The following is a 19,687-nucleotide window of genomic DNA, read 5'->3' as shown; positions in this document are numbered from 1 at the left end:
GCGTTTGATAGACATCCACTCATGCCTCTCATCCCCGAGGAGCCTCAGATTCACGAGAGTGCCCAGGGTCCCCGCGCCACCACGGCCGCCGGCCACCCCGCGCCGACCCCCCGTCCCGTACCCGGCCCGCGCACCGCGGCCTCACCGCGTCCCGGCCGTCCCGGCCCCGGACCGGCCAGGCCCGGCCCGCCGGTGCAGCGCCCGCAACCCGGTGCCGCTCCCGCCGCCTCCCCGCCGCCCCGCCCGGAGAATCGTTCCGCGCAGCGGTCAGGACCGCAGCTCCAGGTGATTCCGGCCCAGGCCGACGGCGCTCTCGACGCCGCGGAGGAAGCGGTGGACCTCCTCCTGGAGACCGGCCGCGCACCGGGCGACATCCTCGTCCTCACCACCGGCGAGCAGCACCCCTGGGCGGCACACGAGCTGTCCTTCGGTGACGCCGCCTACTGGGCCCAGCAGGACGCCCGCGACGATGTGTTCTTCGCGGACGCCGCCGTCGTGGAGCGGGCCGCGTCCCGGCCCGTCGTGGTCGTGGCGGTCAACGGTGGCGCGGACGACGTCACCGCCCGCGCCCTGCCCCTGGCGATGGGCCGCGCGACAGCGCTCCTCATCGTCTGCGGCGACCCACGTCGCGTCAACGCCGCGCTCGGCGCCGGAGCCTGAGCCGGAAGACGACCCACGGACCCGGCCGCCCTACGGGGTGGCCGGGTCCGTGGCACGTCGGAGGGCGCCGTGTGGCTCAGCGGGCGGCCGTCCGGCGCAGTGGTTCGGCGGCTCCACTCGCCGTACGCGGCCGGAGAGGCTCCAGCTCGGACCTGACGTCTTCGAGCGCCGTCGGACCGGATTGCGAACCGGGCTGCCGGCCACCCCTGCCCTCACCCAGCACCTGCCAGCCGCCCCGGGTCAGGGTGATGTACGCACCGCAGCGCAGACCGTGGAGCGTGCAGGCGTCCCGCAGCCCCCACATCCAGGCACCGTCCTCCTCCGTCCAGCGCTCGTCACCGTCCCGGCAGTAGAGCAGGACCGCGGTCCGCACCGGAGACCTCCGCCGGAGGTCGTGCGGAATGACCCGGCGCAGATGCGCGAGGAGCGCGTTACGGAACTCCCAGCCGTCCGCCGGGACGGCGCGGCGGACGAACGAAGCGCTGGCGGCGAGCCGTTCCTCATGGTCGAGGACGGCCACGACCGCGGTCGAGGGCGTCGGCCGGTGCCGCGCGTGCAGTCCGCTGACCACCTCACGCGGATTGCGGAGGAGCGGAATTCCCGCCGCCGCCCACTCGGCGGGTTCGAGCATCCGAGCAAGGCGGCTTGGGGACTCGGACGACGAGCTGATCGAGGTGGCTGCGGACGGAGCGAATCCGAAGGTCACGGTCCTCCCTTCGGATACGCGCCCGTCGGGCGTCAGGGGCGAGTGAGGGCGCGGCACAGCACAGTCCTTCCGGACCGCGTGGGGGCTGTGCGGGGCGGATTCCAATTCTTGCGGGCCCGTGCGCGGGCGGCAACGAGCAATTGAGAACGCTGACTGGAATGAGCCGGTATGACACTCATATCCCTGCCCAGTCCTCCGCTGTTCACTCCCCGTTTCATCCCTGGACGGCGAGCACCAGCGGGAACACCCCCTCCGCCCCCGCCCGTCGCAGCAGCCGCGCCGCCACGGCCAGCGTCCAGCCGCTGTCCGAGAGGTCGTCGACCAGCAGCACCGGACCGGCCGTCGAGGCCAGCCGCTCGGCCAGCTCCGGCGGAACCATGAGCGCCTGATGGAGCCCGACGACCCGCTGCGCGCTGTTCGTTCGCGAGATCCGCAGATCCTCCGCCTCCGGCGCGTACGCGACCGAACCGAGCAGCGGCATCCGGCCGATCTCCGAGATCCGCTCCCCGAGGGACCCCACGAGGTGCGGCCTGCTCCGCGAGGCGACCGTGACCACACCGACCGGCCGGGCAGGCGCGTCGGACGCTCCCGACGCCCAACCGCCCGGCCCCTTGGCCCAGTCGGCGAGCACCCGCACCACGGCCTGTACGACATCGTCCGGGACCGGGCCGTCCGGCGCCCGCTCCGAGAGCATCGGACGCAGCCGGTTCCCCCAGCCGATGTCCGAGAGCCGGCCCAGCGCCCGTCCGGGGAACGCCTGCTCACCCGCGGGAATGCGGCCCTTCAGATCCACACCGACCGCCGGGAGCCCCGTCGGCCACATCTTGCGCGGCTCCACGTCCACCCCCGGCCGACCCAGCTCGCCCTTGGCGGCGTCGAGCGCGGCCTCGGTCACCTTCGGATCGAACCGGGAACCCGAGCAGTTGTCACAGCGTCCGCACGGAGCCGCCTCCTCGTCGTCCAGCTGGCGCCGCAGAAACTCCATCCGGCAGCCCGTCGTCGCCGCGTACTCGCGCATCGCCTGCTGCTCGGCCGACCGCTGACGGGCCACCCACGCGTACCGCTCGGCGTCGTAGACCCACGGCCGGCCGGTGCTCGTCCAGCCGCCCTTCACGCGCCGCACGGCACCGTCCACGTCCAGCACCTTGAGCATCGTCTCCAGACGGGTCCGCCGCAGCTCCACCAACGGCTCCAACGCGGGCAGCGACAGCGGGCGGTCCGCCTGCGCCAGCACGTCGAGCGTGCGACGCACCTGCTCCTCGGGCGGGAAGGCGACCGAGGCGAAGTACTGCCAGATCGCCTCGTCCTCCTTCCCCGGCAGCAGCAGCACCTCCGCGTGCTCCACGCCGCGCCCCGCGCGGCCCACCTGCTGGTAGTACGCGATGGGGGAGGACGGCGACCCGAGGTGCACCACGAAACCCAGGTCCGGCTTGTCGAAGCCCATACCCAGCGCGGAGGTCGCCACCAGCGCCTTGACCCGGTTGGCCTGGAGGTCCTCCTCCGCCTGCTGACGGTCGGCGTTCTCCGTACGCCCCGTGTACGAGGAGACCGTGTGGCCGCACTGGCGGAGATAGGCCGTGACCTCCTCGGCTGCCGCGACCGTGAGGGTGTAGACGATCCCGGAGCCGGGAAGCTCGCCGAGGTGATCGGCCAGCCACGCCAGCCGGTGGGCCGCGTCGGGCAGCCGCACCACGCCGAGGCTGAGGCTCTCCCGGTCCAGGGGACCTCGCAGCACCAGCGCGTCCGTCCCCGCACCGGTCCCGAGCTGCTCGGCCACGTCCGCCGTCACCCGTGCGTTCGCCGTCGCCGTGGTGGCGAGCACCGGGACACCGGCGGGCAGATCGGCGAGCATCGTCCGCAGACGACGGTAGTCGGGGCGGAAGTCGTGCCCCCAGTCGGAGATGCAGTGCGCCTCGTCGACCACGAGCAGGCCCGTGGCGGCGGCGAGCCGGGGCAGCACCTCGTCGCGGAAGTCCGGGTTGTTGAGCCTCTCGGGGCTGACGAGCAACACGTCCACCTCGCCCGCGGCCACCTCCTGCTGAACCGTCTCCCACTCCTCGGCGTTCGACGAGTTGATCGTGCGGGCGCGGATACCGGCGCGGGCCGCCGCGTCGACCTGGTTGCGCATCAGAGCGAGCAGCGGGGAGACGATCACGGTGGGGCCGCCGCCGAGCGCGCGCAGCAGCGAGGTCGCGACGAAGTACACCGCCGACTTGCCCCAGCCGGTCCGCTGCACGACCAGCGCCCGCCGCTTCTCGGCGACGAGCGCCTCGATGGCACGCCACTGGTCCTCCCGCAGTCGGGCCGTACCCGTCGGATCGCCGACAAGACGGGCGAGTACGGCGTCGGCGGTGGCTCGGAGGGCCGCGCGGTCTTCGAGGCGGTCTGCGTTGGTCATGCCCCCATGCAACCCGATGGGTACGACAAACCGCGAACGAGCCGCGAGACCTGTGGACAACTGGGAGGCGACCGCGCCGTGAGTTATCCACAGGGGTTTCGCGGTCGGCGGTCGGCGCGGGACCGTCGTGACCATGAACACGAACCCACACGCATCCGACGGCTCCTCCAAAGCGCAGCAGATCACCCTGCGCAGCCCCGCCGAGCTGGCCGACGCCCTCCCCTTCATGCTGGGCTTCCACCCCACCGACTCGGTCGTCCTCGTCGGGCTGCACGGCGAGCGCGGACGGTTCGGCGGCCGGGTCAGGCTCGGCATCCCGAGCTCGCCGGCCGAGTGGTCCTCGACGGCCGAGCACCTCGCCGAGTGCCTGGTCGACGGATGTACCCGCAACGGCATCCGCCCGGACGGCATCGTCGTCTTCCTCTGCCAGGATCCGGCGCCGGGAGAGACGGCCCGCCAGGTCAGCGAGCGGCTCAGCCCGTTCGCCCATCGACTGCGTACGGCCTGCGGCGAGCTCGACATTCCGGTCTGCGAAGCCCTCTGCATCTCCGACGGCCTCTACTTCTCCTACTGCTGCCCCGACACCCGGTGCTGTCCGCCCGACGGGACGCCGCTCGCCCTGACCGGTACGTCGGTGATGGCGGCGGCCGCCGCCTACGCCGGAATCCAGGTGAGGGGAACCCTGCGGGACATGCAGGCGCGGCTCAAGCCGCGTGAAGCCCCCGGTGACGCACTCCGCGGCGACGGCCGGTCGTACGGCGACACGCCTTCCGCTACCGAGCCGATGGGCGACGAGGAGCAGCGCAAGGCCCTGAACGCGGCGGCCGCGGAGATCACGCCGAAGCTGCTCGAAGACCGCTCGGGCCGAGGCAGGACGGAGATCAGGAAGACCACGCTCGAACTGGCCCGCCAACTACTGCGCCGGTTCGACGCACCGGCCGAGGCGGATACGGCGGACGCGACGCCCACCTCCTCCGCGGCCGGGGCGGAGGACGGCCGGCACGAACGGAAACCCATGGGCCGGCCATGGGCGAGGGGGACGGCGGAGCTCGACGCTGCCGACGACGCCCTGCTCACCCCCGGCGAGGCCGCCACACTGATCATCGGCCTCCAGGACCGGGAAACCCGGGACCATGCCGCCGCATGGATGGAGGGCCGGGAAGGCGCCGCCGCCCTGCGCCTGTGGCGCGCTCTGGCCCGGCGCTGCGTCGCACCCTACGGCGAGCACGCGGCCGCCCCGCTCACCCTCGCGGGCTGGACGGCCTGGTCCACCGGAGACGAGCCGTCCGCCCGGGTCGCTCTCGGCCTGGCGCTGGAGGCCGACCCCGAATACCTCTTCGCCCGGCTGCTGCACCAGGCATGCAACGAGGGACTCGACCCGGAGTCGCTGCGCCGCTGCCTGCGCGCGGAACGCGCCGAGGCCGAGCCCCCGCCGTCCGGCCCGGTGAACGGCAGGGGGCGGCGTCCCCGAGTGCGGCGCCCCGGCGGCGCCCGCCCGAGGGCCGCCAGGAAGGCGGCACCGGCCGCGAGCGCCCGCCCCGGCCCGGTGCGGGCCCAGCAGGCCCGCACCGGCGCCGCCCCGCGCGGTGGGCGGCGCGGAACGAGGAGCCGGCGGTGACGCCCGTGACCACCCCGCCCGCGGCGGCGTTCAGCTCTGTGGCGGAGCCGTACGGCCCGTACCGCCGACGTTCCACCGGCAGTCCGGATCGCACAGAGAGCACAGCACACGACCCATGGCCCCCAGCCCCGCCCCGGCCACCGGACGCCCGCCCGGACTCACGTCCGCCGCCGGCCCCGCACACCCGGGTACCGCACGACCGGGCGAGCTGCCGGCGGTGCACGACGCGCTCATCTGCGTCGCCCTGCCCGCCCTCGCCGTCTGCGCCCAGCACGGCCAGCTCACCGGCCACGGCCTCGACGGGGTCTATCTGGCCGGCCGACGGCTTCTCTCCCGCTGCGTCCTTCGGGTGGCGGGGCGCGAACCCGTCCCCCTCCAGGGCAGGTTGGCCGCCGCCGACCGTGCCGGATTCCTCGGTGTCCTGCGCACCCCCGGTGACTCCGGACCCGACCCCGGTCTCACCGTCGAGCGTTCCCGCGGCGCGGACGGCACCGAGCGGATCACCCTGCGCAGCTCCGCCGGACGACCGCTTCGACTCCCGGTGGAGATCGCGCTGGGCACGGATCTCGCGGATCTGGGGGCGGTGGCGGCTGGGCGCTGCGGACCCGAGCTCGCCGCGAGCGTTCATGGCACGGGGTTGCGCTGGACGGCGGACGACGGCCGATACGCGACCGTCACCGCAGACCCGCCCCCGATGGACGCACTGGCCGCGGCCGGAGTCCTCCGCTGGGAGATCGCGTTGGCGGCCGGAGACGCCCGCACGATCGAGCTCCGCGTGCGCGGCGACCGGACACCCCGACTCACCGGCGCCCCGGGGCCCCGGCCTGACGCCCGGCCACAGGGCATCGGACGGTCCGGAAAGCCAGGAGCAGGGGCGGCCGCCGGACGGCCGGAAGCCCCCAGGACGGCCGCGGGTCCGCCGGGCAAGGGCAGCCCCGCATCCGCCGTCGCGCGGCCGGGCGGGCACGTCTTCGCCGACGCGCGGGCGGAAGGCGACGACCCGCGCGTGGACGAACTGCTGCGCACCGCCGTCGACGATCTCAGGGCGCTGCTCCAGCGTGATCCCGCCCAGCCCGCCGACGTCCACCTCGCGGCCGGAGTGCCCTGGCGCTGCGGACCCGTCAGCGCCGAGGCCCTCTGGGCCGCACGCATGGCGCTGCCGCTCGGCACCCGGCTGGCCGTCTCCACCCTGCGCAGCCTCGCCCGCACGCAACTGGGCGGGACGGGGCCCGAAGCCGGAAAGATCCCCGGCCCCCTCCGGGACGCCGGCCCGCACCTCCCGCCCCGCTGCACCGGCATCGAAGCCACCCTCGCCTTCCCCGTCCTCCTCGCCGAGGCCAGACGCTGGGGCATGCCGGAGCAGGAGCTCGCCGAGCTGCTCCCCACCGCGGAACGGTGCCTGCGATGGCTGCGCGGCGCCGCGGACCCGAGCGGCTTCGTCCCCGACCCGGGCCCCGCCGGGCCGTGGCGGGCCGAGACCCAGGCCCACGCGCACCGGGCGGCCGTCCTCGGCGCCGATCTCCTGGAGTCCTGCGGCCGTCCCGGCGCCGAGATGTGGCGAGGATGGGCGCACACCCTGCGCGGGCGTTTCCGTGAGGAGTTCTGGTTGGACGACCTTTCGGGCGGCAGGCCCGCCGTGGCACGGGCGCCGGACGGCCGGCCGTGGAACCAGCTGGGCGGCTGGGCGGCTCACCTCCTGGACACCGGTCTCGCGAGCGGCGGCCGCCACGCCCCCGGCCTGCTGGAGAAGGCCGAGACGGAACAGCTGGCGAGGCTGCTCGGCACACCGGTGCTGGACTCCGGCTGGGGTCTGCGGGGCCTCGGCGCCAAGGAACCGGGCCACAACCCGTTCGGACACCGCACCGGAGCCGTACGGGTGCACGAGACGGCGGTGGCCGTCGCCGGTCTCGCCGCCGCGGGATACGAGAAGGAGGCGGCCTCCCTGGTGCGCGGTCTGCTCGATGCGGCCGAGGCGTTCGGCTTCCGGTTGCCCGAGATGTACGCCGGGGGTCTGCGCACGGCCGGGGGCGCCCCCGTGCCGCACCCGGCTGCCTGCCGGCCCGCCGCGGTGGCGGCCGCCGCCGGGGTGCTGGTCCTGACCGCTCTCGTCGGGATCAGACCGGACGCACCGGGCGGGACGGTCGCCCTGCAGCCGGTACGGTCGGCCCCGCTGGGCGCCGTCCGGCTTTCCGGGCTCCTCGTCGCGGGTGAACCGTTCGCGGTACGGGTGAGCAGGCTTGGGCTCGGCATGGTGGAGGAGGCCGCCGAAGGCCTCCAGCTCGGAGGCTGAACGGATGCGGGTCGAGAACACCCCGGAAGCGTCGTGGGAGGCGGAAGAAGTCACCGTCGACGCAGCGGAGGGGCGTGTTTATCGTCAGGAAGACGACTATGATCGCGGCATGTCTCCCTACGACCCGTCGGCTTTTCCGCCCTTCGCCGTCACCGTCGATCTGGTCGTGCTCACGGTCCGGGGCCCTGCCCTGTGCGCCCTGGTCGTGCGACGGGGAGAACCGCCGTTCCAGGGCCGGTGGGCGTTGCCCGGCGGCTTCGTCCGGGCCGACGAGGACCTCGCCGCGGCCGCGGCGCGCGAACTGGTCGAGGAGACCGGACTCTGCGCCCACGACCCCGCAGCTCCGCTGCCCGCGGCCGGCAACGGCGCCCATCTGGAACAGCTGGCGACCTATGGGGATCCCGAGCGGGACCCGCGGATGCGCGTGGTCAGCGTCGCTCACCTGGCGCTCGCCCCGGATCTGCCGGCGCCGCGCGCCGGTGGCGACGCCAACAGCGCCCGCTGGGCGCCCGTGGAGGAACTCCTCCGTCCCGGTGGTGACGCCGAGCGCGAGGACGAGCGGTCCGGCCCGCTCGCCTTCGACCACGCCAGAATCCTCGCCGACGGCGTGGAGCGCGCCCGGTCCAAGATCGAGTATTCCTCGTTGGCCACCGCGTTCTGCCCGCCCGAGTTCACGGTGGGCGAGCTCAGGAGGGTGTACGAGGCGGTGTGGGGCGTCGCTCTGGACCCGCGCAACTTCCACCGGAAGGTGACCGGTACCCCCGGCTTCCTTGTCCCCGCGGGCGGCACGACCACGCGTCAGGGCGGCCGCCCGGCGCAGCTGTTCAGGGCGGGCGGGGCGACGCTGCTCAACCCGCCCATGCTGCGCCCCGAGGTCTGAACCGGCCCGACCTCCGTCGCCCCAGGGGTGGCCCAAGGCGACCCGAGGCCCCAACCCTGCGCCGAAAGTCTGAAATGTAGCGTTATCTTGCTTCGACAGCCGCCCTGCCGCGGAGCGGTGTCACCTACCGCGAGAGAAGCGATGCTCCAGGCCATCGGACTCACCAGCAGCCCCCGCCGCGACCTTTCGCCCGCCGTGGACGATCTCACCTTCGACGCCCGGCCGGGCTGCGTGACCGCCCTGCTCGGCCCTTCCGGATCAGGAAAGACCACCGCCTTGCGGCTCATGCTCGAACTCGAGCCCGGTCGCGGCGTGACGTACTTCCGGGGCCGGCCCCTGCACCGCATCGCCCATCCCCCCGGCGAGGTCGGTGTCCTGCTCGGCGACGTCGCCGGACACCCCTCGCGCACGCTGCGCAGCCAGCTCCGGATGGTCTGCGCGGCCGTCGGCGTCCCCGGGAGCAGGGCGGACGAGATGCTCGACGTCGTCGGCCTCACCGGCCTCCAGGATCAACGCGTCGGCACGCTCTCGCGGGGCATGGACCGCCGACTGGGGCTCGCCTGCGCCCTGTTGGGGGACCCGCACACCCTGCTGCTCGACGAGCCCGTGGCCGGCCTCTCGGCGCGCGAGGGCGCCGGGCTGCACGAACTCCTGCGCGCCCACGCGGAGGCGGGCGGAACCGTCCTGTTCACGACGGCGGATCCCAAGGAGGCGGCCCGCAACGCCGACCGGGTCGTCACCGTGAAGTCCGGCCGCCTCGTCGCCGATCAGGACGTCACGGAATTCGCCCGTACCCGGCTGCGGCCCCGGGTGGCCGTACGCACCCCGCACGCCGCACGGCTCGCCGCCGCCGTCACGCAGGAGGCCCGTGCGGCCCGCCGCTCCGTGGAGGTGGTCACCGAGAACGGCAACCGCCTCTCGGTCTACGGAAGCGACTGCGCCGCGATCGGCGAGACCGCCTTCCGCCACGGTGTGCTGATCCATCGACTGGCCGACGAGGTGGGCGACACGGGCTCCGGTGGTTCCTCCCCATCCGCTCCTCCCGCCGCCACCGGCCCCGTCGCTCCAGGGGCCGGCGCGCGGGCCGGTGCGGCGGCGGAGAGAGGCGGACGCGGCCAGGAGTCCGAGCCCCTGGCGGTCCGTCGCCCGGCCCGCGCGCCGCTACGTCCCCTGCGGTACGAGATCCGCCGACTTCTCGGCGTACCGAGCACTCCGCTCGTCGTGGCCGCGACCCTCGTCGCCTCCCTCGTCATCTCGGTGCTGCTCGCCCGCAGCGGCCGCACCGCTGTGCCCACGGTGCTCGCCGGCTGGCCGGGACTGTCACCACTGCCGCCGGCCGCGCTCGGGGCGGGGCTGCTCGGGGCCTTCTCCTTCGGGGACGAGTACCGCTACCCCGCCCTCACCACCGGCCGCGGCACCGTGCCCCGGCGCCTCGGACTGCTGCTCGCCAAGCTCACCGTCGCGGCCGCCGTCGCCGTGTTCCTCGCCGTCGCCGTCGTGGTGGCCGATCTGGAGGCCGTCCGCCTCGTCTACGGCGGCGACTTGATCCCCGTGCCGGAGAACTGGCCGACTCTGTGCGCGAATTGGCTGGGTCTGATCGTCGGCTGCGCCTGGGCGGGGGTGCTCGGGGCCGGGGTGTTCCGGGTCGCCGCGGCCGGAGTGGCCGCGGTGCTCGCCGTGCCGATCGCGCTCGTCCCCGTGCTGCACCTGGTGCTCGCCGGTCCCTCGGGCCGCTCGATCGCCGGACTCCCCGCCCGGCTCCGGCGATTCGTCAGCCTGGAGTGGCCGGTCGAGGCCGACCGCTGGCTGCTGGGCGTGGTGCGGGTGCTCGCCCAGCCCGTGGGGGTGGCGCTGTCGCTGGCGTTGACGGGCCTGCTCTGCGCCTATCTGTTCACCGGGTTTCGCCGTAAGGCGCGTTGGTGATCAGTTGTGGACCGATATCGTGCGGTTCATTGACAACTTCCTTAAAAATGCCAGGGTATGTCCGATTAATCGTCAATTGTGTAGGGGGTGACGATCACCCTTTCGTGTGCTTTTCACCAAAGACCTCAAGGCTCCCCGGAGCGACGCCGACAAAGGATGCGTGAGTACCCTTGCGCACACCATGATGACCGCCGCCCGCTCCGTCGACTCCGGCCTCGGCGCCCCGGGCGATCTCGACCGTTACCCGTACGCGGAGGCGCCCGTCGCCGATCGCGTCGGCCCGCCCTCCTGGGAAGGGGTGGAGACGGACCTCGGCCGGGTCGGCCGCCGCAGCGCGGGCAGCCGCGGCCGCGGACTGCACGGCCAACTCGTCCAGCAGCTGGGGCAGATGATCGTCTCCGGCGACCTCGGCGCCGACCGGCCGCTCGTCCCGGAGGAGATCGGGCAGCGCTTCGAGGTGTCCCGCACCGTCGTGCGCGAGTCGCTGCGCGTGCTGGAGGCGAAGGGCCTGGTCAGCGCCCGCCCCAACGTCGGCACCCGGGTCCGCCCGGTCAGCGACTGGAACCTGCTGGACCCCGACATCATCGAGTGGCGCGCCTTCGGCCCCCAGCGTGACGACCAGCGCCGCGAGCTGAACGAGCTGCGCTGGACCATCGAGCCCCTGGCCGCCCGGCTCGCCGCCGGACACGGCCGGGAGGACGTGCAGCAGCGGCTCGCCGACATGGTCGAGATCATGAACCACGCCTATGCCCAGGGTGACGGGATCACCTTCTCCCGCGCCGACACCGAGTTCCACTCCCTGCTCATCCAGCTCGCGGGCAACCGCATGCTGGAGCACCTCTCCGGCATCGTCGGCGCGGCGCTCCACGTCTCCGGCGGGCCTGTCACCGCCTGTGACCGACCAGGTGAGAGCTGCCTCGCGCACCACGCCCGGATCGTCGACGCCCTCGCCGCCGGCGACGCCCACGGCGCCGAGACGGCCATGCGGCAGCTGCTCATGGTCCATCCTGAGGTGGAGCGCGTGGTGCCGGCTCCGCGCGAGCACTGACGCGCGGGCCGTGGCCGGAAGTACGGAGCCGTACGCATCGCGTGTCGCCCGACCCGCGCGGAACCCGGGGATCATGGCGGATCCCCGGGGCCGTGGCGGTGTCCGTGGCGCTAATGGGCTACTCACCACCGTTCTGGGCGATTCGTCGCACCTGGGGTGTGACTCGGGCCACGCGGATTGGGCGTAACACTCCTCGGAGCCGTGCGATGACCTAAGAGGTGACAGCCGAGGAAGGAATACAGCCGCCGCATGAGGCGCTGTGCAGTTCCCCGGTCCAGCCCGCGCCGTCGGCACATTCCCCGTCGACGGTCGTCGGCTCCGGCCCGATCATGGGCCGGGCCGGAAGCCGTTTCCATCGTTCCGAGAGGTTGTTCGTGTCGGCCAGCACATCCCGTACGCTCCCGCCGGAGATCGCCGAGTCCGAGTCTGTGATGGCGCTCATCGAGCGGGGAAAGGCTGATGGGCAGATCGCCGGCGATGACGTGCGTCGGGCCTTCGAGGCTGACCAGATTCCGCCAACCCAGTGGAAGAATGTTCTGCGCAGCCTCAACCAGATCCTCGAGGAAGAGGGTGTGACGCTGATGGTCAGTGCAGCGGAGTCGCCGAAGCGCGCCCGCAAGAGCGTCGCAGCGAAGAGCCCGGCCAAGCGCACCGCCACCAAGACCGTCACCGCCAAGACGACCGTGACGAAGCCCGCCACGGCCGCCGCGGCGGCTCCGGCGGCAGAGAGCGCGGACCCGGCCGACGAGGCCGGAACGCCGGCCAAGAAGGCGGCCGCGAAGAAGACCGCCGTGAAGAAGACGGCGGCGAAGAAGACCGTCGCCAAGAAGACGGCGGCCAAGAAGACCACCGCCAAGAAGGACGCCGACGAGGTCATCGAGGGCGAGGAGCTCCTCGAGGACGTCGCACCCGGCAAGGGTGAGGACGAAGAGGCCGAGGGCGAGAACAAGGGCTTCGTCCTGTCCGACGAGGACGAGGACGACGCTCCGGCGCAGCAGGTCGCCGTCGCCGGCGCCACCGCCGACCCGGTCAAGGACTACCTCAAGCAGATCGGCAAGGTCCCGCTGCTCAACGCCGAGCAGGAGGTCGAGCTCGCCAAGCGCATCGAGGCCGGTCTGTTCGCCGAGGATAAGCTGGCCAACTCCGACAAGCTGGCGCCCAAGCTCAAGCGCGAGCTGGAGATCATCGCCGAGGACGGCCGCCGCGCCAAGAACCACCTCCTGGAGGCCAACCTCCGCCTGGTGGTCTCGCTGGCCAAGCGGTACACCGGCCGCGGCATGCTCTTCCTGGACCTGATCCAGGAGGGCAACCTCGGTCTGATCCGCGCGGTCGAGAAGTTCGACTACACCAAGGGCTACAAGTTCTCCACGTACGCCACCTGGTGGATCCGTCAGGCGATCACCCGCGCCATGGCCGACCAGGCCCGCACCATCCGTATCCCGGTGCACATGGTCGAGGTCATCAACAAGCTCGCGCGTGTGCAGCGCCAGATGCTCCAGGACCTGGGCCGCGAGCCCACCCCGGAGGAGTTGGCCAAGGAGCTCGACATGACCCCGGAGAAGGTCATCGAGGTCCAGAAGTACGGCCGTGAGCCGATCTCCCTCCACACCCCGCTGGGTGAGGACGGCGACAGCGAGTTCGGTGACCTGATCGAGGACTCCGAGGCGGTCGTCCCGGCCGACGCGGTCAGCTTCACGCTCCTCCAGGAGCAGTTGCACTCCGTCCTCGACACGCTCTCCGAGCGTGAGGCCGGCGTGGTCTCCATGCGCTTCGGTCTCACCGACGGCCAGCCGAAGACGCTGGACGAGATCGGCAAGGTCTACGGCGTGACGCGTGAGCGCATCCGCCAGATCGAGTCGAAGACGATGTCGAAGCTGCGCCACCCGTCGCGTTCGCAGGTCCTGCGCGACTACCTCGACTAGTCACCGCCTGCCGTCATCGCCTCGCCCGCGAGGCATGGCGGTGTGCCGCGAGCATACGAAGGGTCCGGTTCCCGAGAGGGGCCGGGCCCTTCGGCGCGTTCGGGGGTGCGAGGGCGGTACGGGTGAACGACCCTGGGTGAACGGACATCACCGGAGTGTCAGGAGGCTCTATGCGTCGCCCCATCGCCCTCGCAGCGGCCGCTGCCCTGGGCCTGCTCCCGGCCGGGGCAGGGCCGCTCGCCCTCGCCACGCCGGCGGCGGCCGACAGCATCGTCGTCGGCGGGCAACCCGCACGGATCGCGGACGCGCCATGGGTCGTGGCGCTCTCCAGCCGTGACCGGTTCGGGGGTACGCGCGCGGGACAGTTCTGCGGGGGAGTCGTGGTGGGACCCACGCGGGTGCTCACGGCGGCCCACTGCGTCGGCAGGGACCTCCTGGGCGCCGAGCCGGGGGAGATCGCCGACCTCAAGGTGATCGCCGGCCGCAGCGCCCTGCGGGGCCAGGGCGGACAGGAGATCCGGATCTCCCGGACCTGGGTCGATCCCGGCTACGACCCCAGGACCAACGCCGGTGACCTCGCCGTGCTGACGCTGGCGACCGCGCTGCCGGCGTCGTACGTGATCAGGACGGCCCGCCCGGGGGACAGGGCCGAGGCCCCGGGAACGCGGGCGGAGGTGTACGGCTGGGGCGACGTCAGCGGCAACGGGACCTATGCCTCCGCCCTGCGCTCGGCGCCCGTCGAGGTGCTGTCGGACGAGGCCTGCGAACGGGCCTATCCCCGCGGGACGTCCGGTGCGGCCTACCGAGGGGACGTCATGCTCTGCGCGGGCGATCCGCGCGGCGGGAAGGACGCCTGCCAGGGCGACAGCGGCGGGCCGCTCGTGGCCGACGGGCGGCTCATCGGCCTGGTGTCGTGGGGCAGTGGCTGTGCGCAGGCGGAGTACCCGGGCGTGTACACCCGCGTCTCGGCGGTGCTGCCGAGCCGCTTCTGACCGACGGTGGCGGTGCGTACGGGAACGATCGCCGAGCGTGCCCGTACGGCCGCCGGGCGCCGGAGCGGAGTCCGGCGGCAGATGAGAACGGGCGGCCACCCCCCTTGTTCGCGGGGGTGGCCGCCCGTCGTCCGGTCAGCGACCGGCCCTTGGCTCGTCGGGGATGCGAGGTGTCAGTGGTCCTCGTCTACTGCCTTGGCCGGCACGTCGGTGAGCCGGTCCGTCTCATCCTGTATTTCCGCGGCGATCTTCTTGAGTTCCGGCTCGAACTTACGCCCGTGGTGCGCGCAGAAGAGCAAGTCACCGCCGCTGACCAGGACGACACGCAGGTACGCCTGGGCGCCGCAGCGGTCGCAGCGGTCAGCGGCCGTCAGGGGGCTCGCGGGGGTCAGAACAGTAGTCACGTCGCCTCTTCTCTAGCTCGACGAGCTGTCGTACCAGGGTCAACATCCAACCAGGCCGAAAACGTTCCCGCTCGTGCCTTTTCCTTGAAACTTTTTCCCAAGGTGGCTGTCTGCTGCCGGTTGGCGGCGAATGAGCCGTATTGCGTCGCTCTACGGATTTCGCGTTGCTTGGGTCGGTTCGTCCTCCCGGCTGGCTTGCCGGTTGTTCATGAGGACGTGCCCGGAGCCTAAATGGTTCATGCCTGGAAGGGAACGTGATGTTCACGTCACCCCATCGAGGGATCGAACACCCATACGACTCTGGACTAGCATGAGGAATCCGGAGGGTGGCGTGACAACGGCTCTACCAGGCATCGGTACCCTCTGACCGGTGACCGAAGCCGGGCCTTACCCCACCGGGCCAGTTTTCAAATTCAGCGAGGAGCGAACCGCGTGACCGCCGAAACGTCCGTGCCGTCCAGTGCGCTGCTGACCGCAGACCGTGACGGTTCCAACTACACCGCGCGGCACCTGCTCGTACTCGAAGGGCTCGAAGCGGTTCGCAAGCGCCCCGGTATGTACATCGGGTCCACCGACAGCCGCGGGCTGATGCACTGCCTCTGGGAGATCATCGACAACTCCGTCGACGAGGCCCTCGGCGGATACTGCGACCACATCGACGTCATCCTCCACGACGACGGCTCCGTCGAGGTGCGCGACAACGGCCGGGGCATCCCGGTCGACGTCGAGCCCAAGACCGGACTGTCCGGTGTCGAGGTCGTCATGACCAAGCTCCACGCCGGCGGAAAGTTCGGCGGTGGCTCGTACGCGGCCTCCGGCGGTCTCCACGGCGTCGGCGCCTCCGTGGTGAACGCCCTGTCGGCCCGCCTCGACGTCGAGGTCGACCGGAACGGCGCCACGCACTCGATCAGCTTCCGCCGGGGCGTCCCCGGGATCTTCACCGAGCAGGGCCCCGACAGCCCGTTCGACCCGGCCAACGGACTGCTCAAGGGCAAGCGTGTGCCGAAGACCCGCACCGGCACCCGGGTGCGGTACTGGGCCGACCGCCAGATCTTCCTCAAGGACGCCAAGCTCTCCCTGGACCACCTCCACCAGCGTGCCCGCCAGACGGCCTTCCTCGTACCCGGTCTGACCATCGTCGTCCGCGACGAGCGGGACCTGGAGGGGGTCGGCAAGAGCGAGGAGACCTTCCGCTTCGACGGCGGCATCAGTGAGTTCTGCGAGTTCCTCGCCCAGGACAAGGCCGTCTGCGACGTGCAGCGGCTGAGCGGCCAGGGCACCTTCAAGGAGACCGTCCCGGTCCTGGACGACCGCGGGCACATGACCCCGACCGAGGTCACCCGCGAGCTGGGCGTCGACGTGGCCCTGCGCTGGGGCACCGGCTACGACACGACGGTCAAGTCCTTCGTCAACATCATCGCCACCCCCAAGGGCGGCACCCACGTCGCCGGCTTCGAGCAGGCCATCACCAAGACGGTCAACGAGGTGCTGCGCTCCACCAAGATGCTGCGCGTCGCCGAGGACGACATCGTCAAGGACGACGCCCTGGAGGGGCTCACGGCCGTCGTCACGGTCCGCCTCGCGGAGCCGCAGTTCGAGGGCCAGACCAAGGAGGTGCTCGGCACCTCCGCGGCCCGCCGGATCGTCGCCAACGTGGTCGCGAAGGAGCTGAAGGCCTTTCTGACGTCCACCAAGCGCGACGACAAGGCCCAGGCCCGGGCGGTCCTGGAGAAGGCCGTGGCGGCCGCCAGGACCCGTATCGCGGCCCGCCAGCACAAGGAGGCACAGCGCAGGAAGACCGCCCTGGAGACCTCCTCGCTGCCGGCCAAGCTCGCCGACTGCCGCAGCGACGACGTCGAGCGCAGCGAGCTCTTCATCGTCGAGGGAGACTCCGCGCTCGGCACCGCCAAACTCGCCCGCAACAGCGAGTTCCAGGCGCTGCTGCCGATCCGCGGCAAGATTCTCAACGTCCAGAAGTCCTCCGTCTCGGACATGCTCAAGAACGCCGAGTGCGGCGCGATCATCCAGGTCATAGGAGCGGGCTCGGGCCGCACCTTCGACATCGACGCGGCCCGCTACGGCAAGATCGTGCTCCTCGTCGACGCCGACGTCGACGGCGCGCACATCCGGTGCCTGCTGCTGACGCTCTTCCAGCGCTACATGCGGCCGATGGTCGAGGCCGGACGCGTCTTCGCCGCCGTGCCGCCGCTGCACCGCATCGAACTGGTCCAGCCCAAGAAGGGCCAGGACAAGTACGTCTACACGTACTCGGACAACGAGCTGCGCGAGACCCTGCTGGAGTACCAGCGCAAGGGCATCCGCTACAAGGACGCCATCCAGCGCTACAAGGGCCTCGGCGAGATGGACGCCGACCAGCTGGCGGAGACCACGATGGACCCGCGCCACCGCACCCTGCGCCGGATCAACATCGGCGACCTGGACTCCTCCGAGCAGGTCTTCGACCTGCTCATGGGCAACGACGTGGCTCCCCGCAAGGAGTTCATCACCAGCTCGGCGGCGACCCTGGACCGCTCGCGCATCGACGCCTGACCTCCCGTCCCGGGGCCGCCTTTCCTCGCGTGAGGGTGGCGGCCCTGAGGAGCGCTCCGACACGCCGACCGGCGATTCCATCACCTGATGGGGTGAAGTGGGGGAGGAGAAGAGTCCTGGATCTTCCCGCTCTGTCCATCCTTGTGCACGCGGCCGAAACGGTTCGCTGACAAGGAGAGTTCACCGGTGGAGAAGCAGGAAGGACCGGTCGCCCCCACGGGGCGGTCCGGCGGTCCGGCGGTCCGGATCGACGACCCCTGGTACGACGCCCTGGCCTCCGGCTGGGGCGAGGCCGCCGACACGGACGCGGCTGCCGGCGAGGACGCGCATACGGCCGCGGAGGCGGCTGGGGCCGTAACCCCGCAGCGGCCGGCGCACAGTGCGGCGGACATCTATCTGCAGGTCCAGCGCAGTCCGGCGTTCCAGGAAGTACGCGGCAGCTACCGCCGGTTCGTGATCCCGGCGACCCTCGCCTTCCTCCTCTGGTACCTCGCCTATGTCGTGGCGGCGACCGTCGCACCGGGACTGATGGCCAGACCCGTCGTCGGAGCGGTCAACGTGGCGATGGTCGCGGGACTCGGCCAGTTCCTCAGCACCTTCCTGCTGACCTGGGCCTACGCCCGGCACGCCCGGTTGCGCAGGGACCGGGCGGCGCTGGAACTGCGGTGGGACACGCAGGAGATGACGCGGGGGGTCCAGCGGTGACCGGCAACCACCAGACCCTGGCGCTGCTGCTGTTCAGCGCCTTCATCGCGGTGACGCTCGCGATCACCACCTGGGTGAGCCGCAGCCGGCACGGCTCCGCCGAGGAGTTCTACGCCGGCGGGCGGCTGTTCTCCCCCATGGAGAACGGTTTCGCCATCGCCGGTGACTACATGTCCGCCGCCTCCTTCCTCGGCATCTCCGGTCTCATCGCCCTCTTCGGCTACGACGGCATGCTGTACTCCGTCGGCTTCCTGGTCGCCTGGCTGGTCGTCCTGCTCCTGGTCGCCGAACTGGTCCGCAACTGCGGCCGGTTCACCCTCGCCGACGTCGTCGCCGCCCGGATGACCGAGCGCCCGGTCCGGATCGCCGCCGGAACCTCCTCCGTCACCGTCTCCGTGCTCTATCTGGTGGCCCAGATGGTCGGGGCGGGCAGCCTCGTCGCCCTGCTCCTCGGCGGTACGAGCGAAGCCGCCCGCTCCTGGACGGTCATCGGCGTCGGCGCCCTGATGGTGATCTACGTATCCCTGGGCGGCATGCGCGCCACCACCTGGATCCAGATCGTCAAGGCCGTACTGCTCATGGCCGGCACGATCACCCTCACCGTGCTGGTCCTCCTCCGCTTCCACGGGAACTTCGACCAGCTGCTCACCACCGCCGCCGAACGCAGCGGCCACGGCCGGGACTTCCTCGCGCCTGGGCTGCGCTACGGCGGGGACTGGACCGCCCGCCTGGACTTCATCAGCCTCGGCATCGCCCTCGTCCTCGGCACCGCCGGCCTGCCCCACATCCTGTCCCGCTTCTACACCGTGCCCACCGCGCGGGCCGCCCGCCGCTCCGTCGTGTGGGCCATCGGTCTGATCGGCAGCTTCTATCTGATGACGATCGTCCTCGGCTTCGGAGCGGCCGCCATCATCGGCCCCGACGACGTCCGCGCCTCCAACGCCGCGGGCAACACCGCCGTACCACTGCTCGCGCTCGACCTCGGCGGCGGAGCGGGCTCCACGGGAGGCACCGTCCTCTTCGCGATCGTCGCCGCCGTCGCCTTCGCGACGATCCTGGCCGTCGTCGCCGGGATCACGCTCGCCTCCTCCGCCTCCGTCGCCCACGACCTGTACGCCTCACTGCGCCGTCGCAACGGGCGCGCGTACAGCGAGGTGGCCGTGGCACGGTTCGCCGCCGCCGGGATCGGCGCGGCGGCGATCGGGCTCGGGCTGCTGGCCCGCGACCTGAACGTGGCGTTCCTGGTCGGGCTCGCCTTCGCCGTCGCCGCCTCCGCCAACCTCCCGGTGCTCCTCTACTCGCTGTTCTGGCGGAACTTCACCACCCGGGGCGCCGTCTGGTCGGTGTACGGGGGGCTCGTGCCGGCGGTCCTGCTCGTCGTCCTCTCCCCGGTCGTCTCCGGCAGCCCGGACGCGCTCTTCCCCGGCGTCGACTTCCACCTCTTCCCGCTGCAGAACCCCGGAGTGGTCTCCATCCCGCTGGGCTTCCTGGCCGGCTGGATCGGGACCGTCACCTCGCACGAGCCGCCGGACCCGGCGAAACACGCCGAGACGGAGGTCCGGGCGCTGACCGGCGCCGGGGCGGTGTGACG

Annotated in this window: 14 protein-coding genes; 11 read left to right on the top strand and 3 right to left on the bottom strand. The window is 72.1% G+C overall.

From position 1 onward, the window contains the following. The first annotated feature begins 21 nt into the window (after nucleotides 1-21). Nucleotides 22-660, top strand: a complete 639-nt coding sequence (locus ACWDX6_RS11865) for a hypothetical protein (protein WP_451484784.1) — start codon at nucleotides 22-24, stop codon at nucleotides 658-660. A gap of 76 nt (nucleotides 661-736) precedes the next feature. Here the strand turns inward: ACWDX6_RS11865 and ACWDX6_RS11860 are convergent, their stop codons facing one another. Then, nucleotides 737-1,366: a hypothetical protein gene (locus ACWDX6_RS11860; RefSeq protein ID WP_451484783.1), complete on the bottom strand. Its 630-nt coding sequence runs from the start codon at nucleotides 1,364-1,366 to the stop codon at nucleotides 737-739. Between the two features lie 214 nt (nucleotides 1,367-1,580). Further along, on the bottom strand, nucleotides 1,581-3,764 hold the full coding sequence (locus tag ACWDX6_RS11855) for a RecQ family ATP-dependent DNA helicase (protein WP_451484782.1): 2,184 nt from the start codon (nucleotides 3,762-3,764) through the stop codon (nucleotides 1,581-1,583). Nucleotides 3,765-3,897: 133 nt separating this feature from the next. Between ACWDX6_RS11855 and ACWDX6_RS11850 the strand changes: the two genes are divergently transcribed. The 7 genes from ACWDX6_RS11850 (at nucleotide 3,898) to ACWDX6_RS11820 (ending at nucleotide 14,437) form a co-directional block, all read left to right on the top strand. Further along, nucleotides 3,898-5,382 (top strand): DUF4192 domain-containing protein, encoded by a 1,485-nt coding sequence (locus ACWDX6_RS11850; RefSeq protein ID WP_451484781.1) that lies wholly within the window; start codon nucleotides 3,898-3,900, stop codon nucleotides 5,380-5,382. Nucleotides 5,383-5,497: 115 nt separating this feature from the next. Then, nucleotides 5,498-7,672 carry a glycogen debranching N-terminal domain-containing protein gene (locus ACWDX6_RS11845; protein ID WP_451484780.1) on the top strand — a complete coding sequence of 725 codons (2,175 nt, stop codon included), beginning with the start codon at nucleotides 5,498-5,500 and terminating at the stop codon, nucleotides 7,670-7,672. 109 nt (nucleotides 7,673-7,781) lie between these two features. Next, nucleotides 7,782-8,552: an NUDIX hydrolase gene (locus ACWDX6_RS11840; protein WP_451484779.1), complete on the top strand. Its 771-nt coding sequence runs from the start codon at nucleotides 7,782-7,784 to the stop codon at nucleotides 8,550-8,552. Between the two features lie 141 nt (nucleotides 8,553-8,693). Beyond that, a complete protein-coding gene (locus ACWDX6_RS11835) occupies nucleotides 8,694-10,475 on the top strand; it encodes an ABC transporter ATP-binding protein (protein WP_451484778.1) in 1,782 nt (593 codons plus the stop codon). Nucleotides 10,476-10,635: 160 nt separating this feature from the next. Then, entirely contained in the window at nucleotides 10,636-11,523 is an 888-nt protein-coding gene (locus tag ACWDX6_RS11830; protein ID WP_451484777.1) for a FadR/GntR family transcriptional regulator, read from the top strand. A gap of 374 nt (nucleotides 11,524-11,897) precedes the next feature. After that, entirely contained in the window at nucleotides 11,898-13,445 is a 1,548-nt protein-coding gene (locus tag ACWDX6_RS11825) for an RNA polymerase sigma factor (protein ID WP_403294925.1), read from the top strand. Nucleotides 13,446-13,615: 170 nt separating this feature from the next. Continuing rightward, entirely contained in the window at nucleotides 13,616-14,437 is an 822-nt protein-coding gene (locus ACWDX6_RS11820; protein ID WP_451484776.1) for a S1 family serine peptidase, read from the top strand. A gap of 173 nt (nucleotides 14,438-14,610) precedes the next feature. Here the strand turns inward: ACWDX6_RS11820 and ACWDX6_RS11815 are convergent, their stop codons facing one another. Further along, nucleotides 14,611-14,841, bottom strand: coding sequence for a DUF7455 domain-containing protein (locus ACWDX6_RS11815; RefSeq protein WP_403294923.1), 231 nt, complete (start codon nucleotides 14,839-14,841; stop codon nucleotides 14,611-14,613). A gap of 432 nt (nucleotides 14,842-15,273) precedes the next feature. Between ACWDX6_RS11815 and ACWDX6_RS11810 the strand changes: the two genes are divergently transcribed. The 3 genes from ACWDX6_RS11810 (at nucleotide 15,274) to ACWDX6_RS11800 (ending at nucleotide 19,685) form a co-directional block, all read left to right on the top strand. Continuing rightward, the gene (locus ACWDX6_RS11810; RefSeq protein WP_451484775.1) at nucleotides 15,274-17,391 is read left to right on the top strand and encodes a DNA gyrase/topoisomerase IV subunit B; all 2,118 of its coding nucleotides are present in this window, start codon (nucleotides 15,274-15,276) and stop codon (nucleotides 17,389-17,391) included. Between the two features lie 186 nt (nucleotides 17,392-17,577). Then, the gene (locus ACWDX6_RS11805; protein WP_451484774.1) at nucleotides 17,578-18,096 is read left to right on the top strand and encodes a DUF485 domain-containing protein; all 519 of its coding nucleotides are present in this window, start codon (nucleotides 17,578-17,580) and stop codon (nucleotides 18,094-18,096) included. After that, nucleotides 18,093-19,685 (top strand): solute symporter family protein, encoded by a 1,593-nt coding sequence (locus ACWDX6_RS11800; RefSeq protein ID WP_451484773.1) that lies wholly within the window; start codon nucleotides 18,093-18,095, stop codon nucleotides 19,683-19,685. The genes ACWDX6_RS11805 and ACWDX6_RS11800 overlap by 4 nt, the downstream gene beginning before the upstream one ends. Nucleotides 19,686-19,687: the final 2 nt, after the last annotated feature.

The sequence above is a fragment of the Streptomyces sp. NPDC003027 genome, assembly GCF_053591435.1.
This window is presented reverse-complemented; position numbering and strand designations above follow the sequence as displayed.

Excerpts from the sequence above, each read along its gene's own strand:
- ACWDX6_RS11865 (WP_451484784.1), top strand. The coding sequence starts at position 22 with ATGCCTCTCATCCCCGAGGAGCCTCAGATTCACGAGAGTGCCCAGGGT.
- ACWDX6_RS11850 (WP_451484781.1), top strand. The coding sequence starts at position 3,898 with ATGAACACGAACCCACACGCATCCGACGGCTCCTCCAAAGCGCAGCAG.
- ACWDX6_RS11855 (WP_451484782.1), bottom strand. The coding sequence starts at position 3,764 with ATGACCAACGCAGACCGCCTCGAAGACCGCGCGGCCCTCCGAGCCACC.
- ACWDX6_RS11835 (WP_451484778.1), top strand. The coding sequence starts at position 8,694 with ATGCTCCAGGCCATCGGACTCACCAGCAGCCCCCGCCGCGACCTTTCG.
- ACWDX6_RS11845 (WP_451484780.1), top strand. The coding sequence starts at position 5,498 with ATGGCCCCCAGCCCCGCCCCGGCCACCGGACGCCCGCCCGGACTCACG.
- ACWDX6_RS11820 (WP_451484776.1), top strand. The coding sequence starts at position 13,616 with ATGCGTCGCCCCATCGCCCTCGCAGCGGCCGCTGCCCTGGGCCTGCTC.
- ACWDX6_RS11840 (WP_451484779.1), top strand. The coding sequence starts at position 7,782 with ATGTCTCCCTACGACCCGTCGGCTTTTCCGCCCTTCGCCGTCACCGTC.